The sequence below is a fragment of the Rhodococcus sp. 06-221-2 genome, assembly GCF_002258365.1.
Classification (GTDB): domain Bacteria; phylum Actinomycetota; class Actinomycetes; order Mycobacteriales; family Mycobacteriaceae; genus Rhodococcoides; species Rhodococcoides fascians.
Map to the genome: position 1 here is coordinate 325,182 of NZ_NOYJ01000016.1, position 12,953 is coordinate 338,134.

Here is a 12,953-nt window from a genome sequence, read left to right on the forward strand (position 1 = left end):
CGAGATTGCCGCCACCGTCATGGATCCGGAGATGCCGCTGCTCACCCTCGACGACCTCGGCGTTCTGCGCGACGTCGAGGTACGCGAGAACGGCAGCGTGCTCGTCACCATCACTCCGACGTACTCCGGCTGCCCCGCCATGGCGACGATGCGGGACGACATCGCTCACAAGCTTCAGGACCACGGCTACGCGGATGTCGAGATCGTCACCAGCCTGACGCCGGCATGGAGTACCGACTGGATCTCCGAGGAGGGCCTGCGCAAGCTGCGCGAGACCGGTTACTCCACTCCAGGTCCGGCCCCGGAACGTACATCCGGCCCGGTGCCGCTGACCTTGACCGTCAAACCCCGTCAGCTCACCTGCCCGCAGTGCAGCTCGCGCAACACCCGGCTCACGTCCGAGTTCGGTGCCACCCTCTGCAAAGCCCAGTACCGGTGCGACGACTGCCTCGAACCCTTCGACCACGTGAAGGAAATCTGATGACCGTCACCGCCGAGCCCGTTCAGAAGAATGTACGCAACAAGCCTTTTCATTCATTGACCGTTGCCGACGTGGAATCCCTCTGCGACGACGCCGTTGCTGTCACGTTCGACGTCCCGGAAGAATTGCGCGAAGAGTTCGACTTTCGCCCGGGCCAGTCACTGATGCTCAGCCGCACCGTCGACGGCGTCGAGCACCGCCGCTCCTACTCCATCTGCGCCCCGGCCGGTGCGCGTCCCCGCGTCGGTGTCCGTGAGGTGTCCGACGGTCTGTTCTCCTCCTGGCTCGTTCACGACGTCAAAGCAGGCGACCGTATCGACGTGCAGGGCCCGAGCGGCACCTTTCACGCCGATCCGGCCCAGGCCGGCAGGCACGTGCTCATCGCCGCCGGTTCCGGTATCACCCCGATGTTGTCGATTGCGGCGTCCGTTCTGGCGAATCCCGACTCCGAAGTGGTTCTGCTGTACGGCAATCGACGGACGCGAACGGTGATGTTCGCCGAGGAGATCGCCGACCTGAAGGATCAGTACGGCAGTCGATTCGACGTCATTCACGTGCTGTCTCGCGAGCCACGGGAAGTCGAATTGTTCAGCGGCAGGCTCGATGCCGGCCGGCTACGCGAGATACTCGACACCGTCGTCGCAACCCCGGACATCGACCACTTCTGGTTGTGCGGTCCGTTCGGGATGGTGAACGATGCCCAGGACGTTCTGAAGGAACTCGGCGTCGCGAAGAGCAGCATTCACCACGAACTGTTCTACGTCGACGACGTACCGCCGCCGCAGGAGCAGCACCGCGAGCCCGGTATCACCGGCCCCAGCAGTGAGGTCACGATCATCCTCGATGGCCGCGAGGTGAAAGGCGCTTTGCCGCAGGACGAGTCGATTCTCGATTCGGCCGAGCAGCTGCGATCGGACCTCCCCTTCGCATGCAAGGGCGGAGTGTGCGGCACCTGCCGCGCGAAGGTGACCTTCGGAGAGGTCGACATGCGTCGTAACTATGCATTGGAAGACAACGAGGTCGATGCCGGCTTCGTGCTCACCTGCCAAACCTTCCCACTCAGCGACACCGTCACCGTCGACTTCGACGCCTGAGACCACGAGAGACCGATCATGACCAGTGTGCTGTCCGCCCCCACCGATACCCCCGACATCGAGTTCGCCTCTCGGGACCGCATTTCCACGCTGCAGTTGGAGCGCCTGCGATGGTCGCTGCAGCACGCGTACGACAACGTTCCGCACTACACGAAGGCATTCGACGACGCCGGGGTGCATCCGACCGATCTGAAAGATCTGTCGGATCTGGCGAAGTTCCCGTTCACCGCCAAGAAGGACCTGCGGGAGAACTACCCGTTCGGCATGTTCGCGGTGCCGCAGGACAAGGTCTCGCGCATCCACGCGTCCTCGGGCACCACCGGACGTCCCACTGTCGTCGGTTACACCGCGAACGACATCAGCAACTGGGCCGATCTCATCGCCCGCAGCCTCCGCGCCGGCGGCGTCAAGCCGTCGGACAAGGTGCACGTGGCCTACGGGTACGGCCTCTTCACCGGCGGTCTCGGCGCACACTACGGCGCAGAACGACTGGGCTGCACAGTCATTCCGATGTCCGGTGGTATGACCGATCGTCAGATCCAGCTCATCGAGGACTTCGAGCCCGACGCCATCATGGTGACGCCGTCCTACATGCTCACGATCGTGGACGCGATGGTCAAGAAGGGCATCGATCCGGCCAAGACCTCGCTGAAGACCGGAGTTTTCGGCGCGGAGCCGTGGACCGAGGAGATGCGCAAGGAGATCGAGAAGACCCTCGACATGGACGCCGTCGACATCTACGGCCTGTCCGAGGTCATGGGACCGGGTGTCGCGATGGAATGCGTCGAAACCAAGGACGGACTCCATATTTGGGAGGATCATTTCTACCCGGAGGTCATCGACCCGGTGACCGGCGAGGTTCTGCCCGACGGCGAGGAGGGTGAATTGGTGTTCACGTCCTTGTCCAAGGAAGCGATGCCGATCATCCGCTACCGCACCCGCGATCTGACGCGACTGTTGCCGGGCACGGCTCGCACGATGCGTCGGATGCAGAAGGTCACCGGCCGCACCGACGACATGATCATTCTGCGCGGAGTCAATCTCTTCCCGACTCAGATCGAGGAGCTGATCTTGACGGTTCCCGTTCTGGCACCGCAGTTCCAGTGCGTGCTCGAGCGTGCCGGACGCATGGACTCACTGACCGTCCTCGTCGAAGCCCGACCCGATGCCGCGCTCGACACGCATCCGATTGCCGCAGCAACGCTGAAGAAGCTGGTCAAGGACCGGATCGGCGTCAGCGTCGCGGTTGACGTCGTTGCACCGGCGGCCCTCGAGCGTTCCATCGGTAAGGCCCGCCGTCTGATCGACAACCGTCCGACCGTATGACATGAGCCCGGTGGCACAGGATTTCGAGCAATGGCGCGAGAACGTCTCGACGGCGTTCGTGCCGCTCGACGCTGTGTCCACCGGGCCGTCGTCGTTCCAGGGCACGCTGGTGTCGTCGACGCTCGGGGCGCTGCAACTGAGCGAGGTGACCGGCCGGGAGGTCGACGTCAGGCGCACACGCGCGACCATCCGGCGGTCCGACCCCGGGTTGATCAAGGTGGGTCTGCAGCTGACGGGGTGCGGCACGATCGTCCAGAACGAGCGCGAGGCCGTGCTCCATCCTGGCGACTTCGCGGTCTACGACACCAGTGCCCCTTACGATCTGCACTTCGCCGGGGACTTCGAGATGTTCGTGGTGATGTTTCCACGCGACGCGCTCCGCATCGATTCCCGTGACTTGACGACCGTTGCCGCGCGTTGCATCGAGGGCGATCACGGCGTCGGTGCGCTGGTGTCGCCGTTCCTGTTCAATTTGCGTCGCAACGCCGCCGACGGCACATTGCCGACGACACCGATGCTCGAGAACGCCGTCCTCGATTTGCTCTGCGCCGCTCTCGACGACGCTGCTCCCCACGACGCGCCGGGATCCACACTCCTGATCGAGGCGAAGAGTCTCGTCGAATCTCAGTTGTCCGATCCGACTCTGTCCACGGCGACTCTCGCTGCGCACCTGCATATTTCGACGCGCTACTTGCAGAAGCTCTTCGAGCAGGACGGTCGCACGGTGGCCGGTTGGATCAGATCCAGGCGACTGGAGAGGTGCCACCGCGATCTGCGTGACCCTCGTTTCGCCGCAGACAGTATCGGAACCGTCTGTGCGCGTCACGGTTTGATCGATTCCTCGAACTTCTCGAAGCTGTTCAAGGAGACGTACGGTATGTCTCCGCGGGAGTATCGCGCCGGGTGAGAGCGCACGCCGCCCTCACCCGACCACGAACTACTTTCCGAGGACCAGATCCGAGGCCCGCTCACCGACCATGATGGACGGCGCGTTGGTGTTGCCCGACGGCACCGTGGGCATGATCGACGCGTCCGCCACCCGCAATCCATCGACCCCGCGGACCCGAAGGTCCGCTCCGACAACGGCATCGGAGTCCGACTCGGCTCCCATCTTGCAGGTGCCGACCTGGTGGTGGTACGTACCGGCAGTCTGTCGGACATACGCCCGCAGGTCGTCACGGGTGCGGGCGCTCGGTCCCGGAACCACCTCCGCCTTACGCCACGGCGCGAAGGCATCGGAGGCACCGATCTCCCGGCAGATTTCCACCGCGTCGACCATGGCTTCGAGGTCGTACGGATCGGCCAGGATGTTCGGATCCGCCAGCGGCAGTTCATTCGGATCCGAGGACGCCAGTCGCAGCGTGCCGCGTGAACGCGGAGCCACGATTCCCGGTGCGATCGTGTAGCCGTTCTCCGGCACCGGGTATCCGTCGGCGGGGTAGGGGATGTGCATGAACAGGGGCTGCAGATCGGGTGCAGCGCCGGCCCATCCGGTACTGCGGGCGTACAGCTGCGCTTCGAGCAGGTTGTTGGTACCGGCTGCGAGCGGCTCGAGGGACTCGTAGATGTTGCTGAGCAGCAAATGGTCGTGCAGGTTCTCGCCGACGCCCGGCAGGTCGACGACGGTGGCGATTTCCAGTTCAGCCAAATGTCTGGACGGCCCGATTCCACTGAGCAGCAGGGTCTTCGGAGAGCCGAGGGCTCCGCCGCACAGGATGACCTCGTGATCGGCGAACGCTCGCTCCAGCTCGCCATCTCCGCGGCTGTATTCGATGCCCACCGCTCGGCCGTTCTCGAGCACCACTCGGTGCACGAGAGCACGGGTGGTCAACGTCAGGTCGGGATTGTCGAGCACCGGGCCGACGAAGCTCTTCCAGGCACTCATCCGCTCACCGTCGCGTGTGGTGGTGTGGTTGTAGCCGGCACCGACCATCTCGTCGGCGTTGAAGTCGTCGATGAGCTTGTGCCCGTGCTCGACGGCCGCGTCGACGAAGGCTGCCGCCAGCGGATGCGGGGTACCCATGATGGACACCGGCAGTGGCCCGTCACCGCCGTGGAACTCGTTGGCACCGAGCTCGTGTGACTCCGAACGCTTGAACAGCGGCAGCACGTTCTCCCACGACCATCCGGCGTCACCGCTGGCCGATGCCCACCCGTCGTAGTCGCTGGAATGCCCACGTACGTAGATCATTCCGTTGAGGGACGAGCTGCCACCGAGGACGCGTCCGCGTGGCCAGAAGATTCGCCGATCGTTGGCGTGCTTCTGCGGGGTGGTGAACAGTCCCCAGTCCTGCGGTCCGCCCAACAGCGTCGGCCAGCCCTGCGGTGAGTGGATCGCCGGATCGGTGTCCACGGGACCGGCTTCGATCACGTGGACGGTGTGTCCCGCGTCGAGGAGCCTCCTGGCGATGACGCTTCCTGCTGATCCTGCTCCGACGACGACGTAGTCGGTCGATTTCTTCGGCATGTCAGTCCTTGCTGTTTCGTTGCTGCACGAGGGAGGCGGGCTACAGAACTACGGTGACGACCTTCTCTTCGGTGTTGGCCTCGATACCGGCCCACCCGAGTTCCCGGCCCGTGCCGCTGGACTTCATGCCGCCCCAGGGGAGAGCGGGATCGATTGCAGCCCAGCCGTTCACCCACACCGCGCCGGAACGGACCTGCCCGGCCAGTATGTGCGCCCTCGACACGTCGCGGGTCCAGATCGAGGCGGCCAACCCGTACACGGTGTCGTTGGCAATGGAGATCGCCTCGTCGGCCGTATCGAACGGAATCACCGTTCCGACTGGTCCGAAAATCTCCTCCTGGGCGATCTTCATGTCGTTGTCGGCATCGGCGAAGATCGTCGGCTCGACGAAATAGCCGGCACCGTCGGGACGTCCGCCACCGGCCGCGACTCGAGCTCCGCCGTCGCGTCCCGCCTGGATGTACCCCAGCACGCTGTCACGCTGCGTCGCGTTGACGAGGGCACCCATCGTCGTCGACGGATCGAACGGATCGCCCAGCACCTGAGCCGAGGCCGCTGCGGCCAAACCGTCGACCACCTGCGAGTACAGCGAGCGATGCACCAACACTCGGGTTCCGGCCGCACACACCTGTCCCTGGTTGAAGAACAGTCCCATCGCGGTTCCGTTGATCGCCGCGTCGAGATTCGCATCCTCGAGGATGATCTGAGGGGATTTGCCGCCGAGCTCGAGCGTCGTCCGCTTGAATGTGTCGGCTGCCTTCTTGGCGATGATTCTGCCGACCCGAGGGCTGCCGGTGAAGCTGATCTTGTCGACGTCCGGATGGCCGACCAAGGCATCGCCCGTCACTTCGCCCAGTCCTGGAACAACATTGACCACTCCGGCAGGTACGCCTGCCTCGTCGATCAGTCGAGCCAGATGCAGGATGGACAGTGGCGCGTCCTCCGGCGGCTTGACGACGACGGTGTTCCCCGCGGCCAGAGCGGGAGCAAGCTTCCATGCCGCGATCATCAGCGGGGTATTCCAGGGAACGATCATGCCGATGACGCCGACGGGTTCGCGAACGGTGTAGGAGTGCGTCGGCTGCCCGAAGTAGCCCGCGGTAGGGATGGAACTGCCGGTGATCTTGTCGGCCCAGCCCGCGAAGTGTCGGAAAGTGGCTGCAGCATTGGGGATGTCGAGCATCGCGGGCTGACCCACCGGCTTGCCGACGTCGAGAGCTTCGAGCCGAGCGAGCACGTCACCGTCCCGCTCGATCAGATCGGCCACCCGATTGAGCAGCTGGCCCCGGACTGCTCCGGGGGTAGCACCCCACTCACCACCGAGCTGGGCACGGGCCGCACACACCGCTGCATCGACGTCCGACGCCGTGGCTGCGGCAATCTCGGCCAACGGCTGTTCGGTGGTCGGGTTCAAGTTGGTGAAGGTGCCTCCGTCGGATGCACCGTGCCACTGCCCCGCGATGTAGAGCTCGGTGGCGGTGCCGGTCGGCAGCGACGGTGCGGCCGATTCCTGTACTGCGGTCATGTGTTTTCGCTCCTTCTCGGTGCCGTGTGCAGGCACCTCTCGCATGTCTGCTCCAGACTGCGCGCAGGCGAACGCGCCGGTCTTGTGTGATCGCGCACACATTGTGCGGTAGATGCGCACAGTCGCGAGAGTGCAGCAGGCAGCCGAACGGGTTCCGTGCCGGCACCGAAAGGCGCAGTATGAGGTGGTGAACGTGACACCGACGCAATTGCGAGCGCAGTTCGCCCTTCGTCTGTCGGCTCTGTACGGGCGGGAGGTTCCCGCGTACACGACGCTGTTGGATGTCACCGCGTCGATCAATGCCGAGACGATGCGCACCAGCGGTGCCGATGCGGAACGTTTCGGCTCCATCGATCGCGTCACCGCCGAGCGACACGGGGCCATTCGTGTCGGCAATGCACGTGAGATGTCGCAGGTGGCACTGATATTCGGTGCCATGGGCATGTATCCGGTGGGTTTCTACGATCTGCGTGACACTGCGTCGAGTTCGATTCCGGTGGTGTCGACAGCGTTCCGGCCGATCGATCCGGCCGAGCTGGCGATCAACCCGTTCCGGATCTTCACCTCGATGCTGGTGGCGTCGGATCGACGGTTCTTCGACCCGGATCTCGGCCGTCGCCTGACGGAATTCCTCGACCGCAGAACACTGTTCCCTCCGCTACTGCTCGAGCTGGCAGCCACGTGCGAGAGGGACAACGGCCTCGCAGCGGAGGAGTCCGCTACCTTTCTGGACCTCGCGACGGCGGCGTTCGCGTTGTCGACCGACCCTGTCGACAGAGCGTGGTATCGCGAACTCGAGGCAGTCTCGGCGGTAGCCGCCGACATCGGTGGTGTCTCCTCCACCCACATCAACCATCTGACACCGAGGGTTCTGGACATCGATCTTCTGCATCGCCGTATGGGAGAGCGCGGGGTGGCAATGATCGACACCATCCAGGGGCCTCCTCGTACGTCCGGTCCTGGATTGTTGTTGCGCCAGACGTCGTTCCGAGCGCTGGACGAGCAGCGGATGTTTCTCGACGAGAACGGCAACGTCGAACCCGGCCATCTACGGGTGCGGTTCGGCGAGGTCGAAGCCAGGGGCGCGGCAGCTACCGCACTCGGACGACGTCGCTACGACGAGTATCTGGATCGACTCGATACCGAGGAACCCGAGGACGCGTCCGCACTGTGGTCGTCGCTGGTGCCGGGCGACGAGACACAGTGGATGGCAGAAGACCTCGCCTACTTCACCTTTCGAGTCACTGGGACCAACCCGTCCGCTGCAGACCGGGACGGTGGCCTCGTCGAACTGGTCAGGTCGGGTGTTCTCGCGGCCGACCCGATCGTGTACGAGGACTTCCTACCCAAGTCGGCGGCGGGCATCTTCAGGTCCAATCTCGAATCCGACGGCACCCGCAATTCCGACAATACCGCGGCAGCCTTCGATGCGGAGGCGATGGAAAGCGTTCTGGGACGGACCCTGCACGACCCGTACCGGATCTACGACCGCCTCCGAGACCAGTCGGTGACGCTAGTCGAGAAGCACCTCGGCCTGACGAAGCCTCTCGACTGCCCATGGACCCACTGAGCAATCGGCCCGAGATACCGAGTATCAGCCCGAGATACCGAGGGATCCGGCGAGGGTCGGCCAACTCTTCGGTAGCTGCTCCACCCAGTACGGCCACGAGTGCGTTCCGGTCTCGGTGAAGTCGAACGTTGCAGGAATGTTCAACTGGCCGAGCCGATCCGCGAGTCGGTGTGTGCAGTAGTTGGACCCGACCTCGATGAGGCCACCGACCACCACCCTGTCCCATCCCGCTGCAGTGTCGAAGCTTTCGTGACGTCCGGGAGCGCCGGTTCCCACCGACACGTAGACATCGGTACCGCGCAGACTTTCGGCATTGGCCACCGAATCATGTTCGGCCCACGCAGGATCGAAGGGTCCGCCCCACATGTTGTCGGCATTGCCGCCGAATGCTCCGACGATGGCTCGAATACTGGCCTGGCCCAACGGTTCGGCGGACGCGAAGCAGCCGCTGTACGACGCCACGCCGGAGTACACATCCGGGTTACGTGCGGCCAGCATCATCGCCGATTGTGCGCCCATCGACAGTCCGGCGATCGCGTTGCGGCCGTTGCCATCCACGGCGGCGTCGATCAGCGGAGGCAGTTCCTCGGTGAGAAACGTTTCCCACTGGTACCGGCCGAGTTTCGGGTCGTCGCGCTGCCAGTCGGTGTAGAAGCTGCCTGGCCCGGCCAACGGCAGGACGACGTTGACGTTCTTGTCGGCGAAGAACTCCGCTGCCTGCCCCTTCCGCAACCACATGCTGTTGTGCGGATCTTCTTCGCCGATGCCGCTGAGCATGTACAGCGTCGGACGCGGTCCGCTTTTCGCCGCGGGTGTGAGCACCTGCACTTCGACGACGGCCCCCATAGCGGGTGAGTCGACCTTCAGCGTGCGCAGCGTGTCGGATGTCAGGACGGTGTCGACGATGCGGGCGGAGGGGGCAGCCGGCTCGGCGGATGCGATACCTCCCGAGGCGATCGACAGGGACAACGCTGCGACGAAGACAGTGGTGGAGATGCGTCGGCGACGCATGGCGATCCTCTCGGGATTATCACGGTAAGGGTGAATCGAGGTGCAGCATTGCACAATTGCGCGCCCGGTAACACGTTGTGGGCAAACTTTCACCACTGACGCAGACTCGATACCCGATCGAGGTGGCGAACCTGTACCTCCGCCCTCTTTAGTCCCTTGAGTCGCACACGAACAATTCGTGCACTAATCAATTCTGCTACTCTGGCCATCGTGACCACCACCGAGGATCCACTCGCGCTCGATCGCCAGGTCTGCTTCGCCCTGGCCGTCACCAACCGGGCTGTGCTGTCGGTGTATCGCCCGTTGCTCGAACCGATGGGCCTGACCCATCCGCAGTATCTCGTGATGTTGGCCTTGTGGGGCGAGTCGCCGATGTCGGTCAAAGCGATCGGCTCAGCGCTGCAACTCGACTCGCCCACCCTGTCCCCGCTGCTGAAGCGTCTGGAATCGATGGGCCTGCTCACTCGCACACGCAGCACGGAAGACGAGCGCATTCTGCTCGTATCCCTCACCCCCGCCGGAGCCGCTCTCCGCGCCGAAGCCGAAAAGATTCCATCCGCGGTCGTGGCGAGACTCGGTGCGTCACTCGACGAACTGGAGCAGTTGCGCCGCGTCCTCACTCGCGTCAACGACGCGGCGATCGCAGCAGGAGCACTGACATGAGCGCACGACCCCAGCGCACCCGTCCGAACGCCGGCCAATGGTTGGGCTACGCCGTCCTGGGCCGCAAACTCCCCGACTCGATGCAGGATTGGGTTCGACGCGACCTCGTCGGCCCCGGCGCGACACCGCGTCACATCCTGCGCTCGATGATCCCGTTCCTGCCCATCTTCATCGGGTTCTTCGTGCTCTTTCCCGGCGCGATCTGGTTACGTGCCTCGATGGTCCTGTTGGCCCTGCTGCTCGCGCTGTTCTACACCGCCGCATACATGGACCAGAACCGCGCTCGTCGTCTCGAGATTCACGGACTGCCCGCCGATCTGAAGAGCGAGAAGAAGACGGCGGAACTCGAACGCGAACGCGAGAACTACCGCCGCAACCACTGACCGGCCGGTCAGTGCTCGCGGGCGAGGCCGGCGGTGAAGTCGTCGGCGATCATGACGGCCAGATCCCGCGTCTTGCGGTTGGTGTTCTGTGAGAGTTCGGTCAATTGCGTGAACGCGGCGTCCGCGTCGATGCGGTACACCGACATGAGGATGCCGACGGCTCGGCCGATCGTGCCGCGGGTCTCGAGCGCCGTACGCAGTGTTGCGGCCTGATTGCCGCTCTCCGCGATCAGCTGCTCGCGCATCCGTGACAGTTCGAGGTGCACGCGAACGCGCGCGACGAGTTCTCGGTCGTGGAACGGCTTGACGATGTAATCGTCGGCACCGCGTCCGAGTCCGTCGAGCACAAAGTCGGTTCCCGCACGAGCGGTCAGCAAGATGACCGGTACTCGCCTCAAATCGGCGTCGCCGCGGATGTCGTCCACCAGATCGAGACCACTGCGCCCCGGCAGCATGACATCGGAGAGCACGAGCCCCGGCAGCATCGCTCGGGCACGATCGAGAGCGGTCTCGATGTCCCCCGCTGTCGAGACGGACCACCCTTCGTCGGTCAGCAGGCGCGCGAGGTAGTTGCGCATGTCGACGTTGTCCTCGACGAGCAGGACGTCGGCGCGATCGGTCGTCTCGGGAACGGGCTCGATCGAGGGGAAGATCGCCGAGATCGGATCGGCCGGAGCGCCGGGTCGATCGACAGCGGCAGCTTCTGCGGGCAACCGCGGCACCTGCACGGTGAAGGTAGTCCCCCGGCCCACGTCGCTGTCGACGTCGATGCGCCCGTTCAAGGCGGTCAGCAAGTCCGTCACCAGGGCAAGCCCGATTCCGGACCCTTCGATGCTGTGCGCGCCTTCTCTCTCGACGCGGTGGAACCGGTCGAAGATTCGAGGCAGGTCCTCGGCCGGAATTCCCAGTCCGGTGTCTGCGACCACGAGCCGAACGGTGGTCTCGTCCGCGACCAAACGAACCGACACCCGTCCGGCCGGGGTGTACTTGACGGCGTTGGCGACGAGGTTGAATACCACCTTCGACCACATTTCGGCGTCGGTCAGGACCACGACGTCCTCGGCCGCATCCACGACGAGCTCGAGCCCCTGCGCCGACGCGACGGCCGAGAACATCGTCGCGCAATCGCGTGTCACCGAGCCGAGGTTCACCGGCTCGGGTCGAGAGACGAGTCGGCCGGCCTCGGCGTTGACGATGTCGAGCAGGTCGTCCACCAACCTGCGCAGCCGCATCGACGCGCGATGAACGACGTCGAGTGATTCGCGGTCGTTCGCGTCCAGCACCGAAGCAGCGTTCTCGCGTACCGAATCGAGCGGGCCCGTCAGCAACGTCAGCGGGGTGCGGAATTCGTGCCCGACGTTCTCGAGCAGCCGAGTCTTCGCAGCATCGGCGTCGGCCAAGGCGGCCACCCGGCTGCGCTCCATCTCGAACGCGTGCGAGGCCGTCAGTGCGGTGGACAGGCGTTCGGCGACGACGACGCAGAACGAGGTGAAGGCATCGTCGATCACCCGATGGCTGCTCACTCCGATCAACAGCGCCCCGACCGGCTGTACCCGACCGGCCATCGTCAACGGCACGACGACGGCCTGCGGAACGTTGCCGTCCACCTGCACGGTCGCGCAGGCGACCGTACCGTCGGCAACTCGAGAGATGTCGGCGCACTCCCACGTCGCAGCCTGGTACCCGGCGTCGCCGCCGGTCACGACACACTCCACCGGGCCGTCCGCATTCAGATCTTCGCGGAGGTAACCGGCGACGAGGGGAAACTCCGATGCTTCGGCCGCGAGCACGCCCACTGCCGCACGGCAGATATCCACGGCACCGTCGGTGTCGTTGCCCGTCAGCGTGCCCAGACTCAGCAACGCCTGCATGCGGCGTTCGCCGAGCAGCTGTTGGGTGACCTCCGACGTCGCGACGAACACGCCGAGGACCGCGCGCTCGGGGCCGTGAATCGGACTGTACGAGAATGTCCAGTACGTCTCTTCGAGGAACCCGTACCGATTCATCATGAACCGTTGGCGAGCACCGTGCACCGCAGTGCCGCCGTCGACGACCTGATGAGCCAATGCGCCGATCTCGTCCCAGATCTCTGCCCAGCAGTCCCTGGCCGGCTGCGCTGCGGCGGCGGGAAACTTGTCACCGAGAAAATCGGTGTACGAGTGGTTGAAGATCTGGACCAGGTGCGGCCCCCACCAGATCAACATCGGGATGGTCGACGGCATGACCGTGCGGATGGCCGCGATCAATTCGTACGGCCATTGCTCCACCGGTCCCAGCTCCGTGGAGCTCCAATCCAGCTCGCGAAACCGAGCCTCGGTGGCATTGTCACCGGGAAACAGCTCGTCGAGCCGAGCCGAACCGGGATCGGGTACTGCGGGATTCATGGCCTCGTCCTTAGTCACATGCGGCCGTAGGTCAAGGACGGGCGCAAAC

The 12,953-nt window shown here is 64.6% G+C and carries 11 protein-coding genes; 7 read left to right on the top strand and 4 right to left on the bottom strand.

Going from position 1 to position 12,953, the window contains the following annotated elements:
• Positions 1 to 19 precede the first annotated feature (19 nt).
• Genes paaD through CH281_RS09130 form a run of 4 tightly spaced genes read left to right on the top strand, consistent with a single transcriptional unit; the run spans position 20 to position 3,808 of the window.
• The gene (paaD, locus tag CH281_RS09115; protein ID WP_052055184.1) at positions 20 to 481 is read left to right on the top strand and encodes a 1,2-phenylacetyl-CoA epoxidase subunit PaaD; all 462 of its coding nucleotides are present in this window, start codon (positions 20 to 22) and stop codon (positions 479 to 481) included.
• Positions 481 to 1,575, top strand: a complete 1,095-nt coding sequence (gene paaE, locus CH281_RS09120; RefSeq protein ID WP_094693844.1) for a 1,2-phenylacetyl-CoA epoxidase subunit PaaE — start codon at positions 481 to 483, stop codon at positions 1,573 to 1,575. The genes paaD and paaE overlap by 1 nt, the downstream gene beginning before the upstream one ends.
• A gap of 18 nt (positions 1,576 to 1,593) precedes the next feature.
• Complete coding sequence (gene paaK / locus CH281_RS09125) at positions 1,594 to 2,901, top strand: phenylacetate--CoA ligase PaaK (protein ID WP_027494661.1); 1,308 nt, start codon at positions 1,594 to 1,596, stop codon at positions 2,899 to 2,901.
• 1 nt (position 2,902) lies between these two features.
• Positions 2,903 to 3,808 (top strand): helix-turn-helix domain-containing protein, encoded by a 906-nt coding sequence (locus CH281_RS09130; protein WP_094693846.1) that lies wholly within the window; start codon positions 2,903 to 2,905, stop codon positions 3,806 to 3,808.
• 30 nt (positions 3,809 to 3,838) lie between these two features.
• Here CH281_RS09130 and CH281_RS09135 read toward each other — a convergent pair whose 3' ends face one another.
• Together CH281_RS09135 and styD are read right to left on the bottom strand one after the other, a co-directional pair.
• On the bottom strand, positions 3,839 to 5,368 hold the full coding sequence (locus CH281_RS09135) for a GMC family oxidoreductase (protein WP_094693848.1): 1,530 nt from the start codon (positions 5,366 to 5,368) through the stop codon (positions 3,839 to 3,841).
• Between the two features lie 40 nt (positions 5,369 to 5,408).
• Positions 5,409 to 6,893 (bottom strand): phenylacetaldehyde dehydrogenase StyD, encoded by a 1,485-nt coding sequence (styD, locus tag CH281_RS09140; protein ID WP_094694012.1) that lies wholly within the window; start codon positions 6,891 to 6,893, stop codon positions 5,409 to 5,411.
• A 184-nt stretch (positions 6,894 to 7,077) separates the two neighbouring features.
• Here styD and hglS point away from each other — a divergent pair, with 184 nt between their 5' ends.
• The gene (gene hglS, locus CH281_RS09145) at positions 7,078 to 8,463 is read left to right on the top strand and encodes a 2-oxoadipate dioxygenase/decarboxylase (protein ID WP_256983417.1); all 1,386 of its coding nucleotides are present in this window, start codon (positions 7,078 to 7,080) and stop codon (positions 8,461 to 8,463) included.
• 24 nt (positions 8,464 to 8,487) lie between these two features.
• Here hglS and CH281_RS09150 read toward each other — a convergent pair whose 3' ends face one another.
• Positions 8,488 to 9,474, bottom strand: coding sequence for an alpha/beta hydrolase (locus CH281_RS09150; RefSeq protein ID WP_027494666.1), 987 nt, complete (start codon positions 9,472 to 9,474; stop codon positions 8,488 to 8,490).
• A 210-nt stretch (positions 9,475 to 9,684) separates the two neighbouring features.
• Here CH281_RS09150 and CH281_RS09155 point away from each other — a divergent pair, with 210 nt between their 5' ends.
• Positions 9,685 to 10,137: a MarR family winged helix-turn-helix transcriptional regulator gene (locus CH281_RS09155; protein WP_027494667.1), complete on the top strand. Its 453-nt coding sequence runs from the start codon at positions 9,685 to 9,687 to the stop codon at positions 10,135 to 10,137.
• Positions 10,134 to 10,520: a DUF5313 family protein gene (locus tag CH281_RS09160; protein ID WP_032367853.1), complete on the top strand. Its 387-nt coding sequence runs from the start codon at positions 10,134 to 10,136 to the stop codon at positions 10,518 to 10,520. The genes CH281_RS09155 and CH281_RS09160 overlap by 4 nt, the downstream gene beginning before the upstream one ends.
• Positions 10,521 to 10,528: 8 nt before the next feature.
• Here CH281_RS09160 and CH281_RS09165 read toward each other — a convergent pair whose 3' ends face one another.
• On the bottom strand, positions 10,529 to 12,904 hold the full coding sequence (locus tag CH281_RS09165) for an ATP-binding protein (protein WP_032392879.1): 2,376 nt from the start codon (positions 12,902 to 12,904) through the stop codon (positions 10,529 to 10,531).
• Positions 12,905 to 12,953 lie beyond the last annotated feature (49 nt).

Bases quoted from the DNA above. Each gene is read 5' to 3' on its own strand.
- styD (WP_094694012.1), bottom strand. From the start codon at position 6,893: ATGACCGCAGTACAGGAATCGGCCGCACCGTCGCTGCCGACCGGCACC.
- CH281_RS09160 (WP_032367853.1), top strand. From the start codon at position 10,134: ATGAGCGCACGACCCCAGCGCACCCGTCCGAACGCCGGCCAATGGTTG.
- paaD (WP_052055184.1), top strand. From the start codon at position 20: ATGGATCCGGAGATGCCGCTGCTCACCCTCGACGACCTCGGCGTTCTG.
- CH281_RS09130 (WP_094693846.1), top strand. From the start codon at position 2,903: ATGAGCCCGGTGGCACAGGATTTCGAGCAATGGCGCGAGAACGTCTCG.
- CH281_RS09150 (WP_027494666.1), bottom strand. From the start codon at position 9,474: ATGCGTCGCCGACGCATCTCCACCACTGTCTTCGTCGCAGCGTTGTCC.
- paaK (WP_027494661.1), top strand. From the start codon at position 1,594: ATGACCAGTGTGCTGTCCGCCCCCACCGATACCCCCGACATCGAGTTC.
- paaE (WP_094693844.1), top strand. From the start codon at position 481: ATGACCGTCACCGCCGAGCCCGTTCAGAAGAATGTACGCAACAAGCCT.
- CH281_RS09165 (WP_032392879.1), bottom strand. From the start codon at position 12,904: ATGAATCCCGCAGTACCCGATCCCGGTTCGGCTCGGCTCGACGAGCTG.
- CH281_RS09135 (WP_094693848.1), bottom strand. From the start codon at position 5,368: ATGCCGAAGAAATCGACCGACTACGTCGTCGTCGGAGCAGGATCAGCA.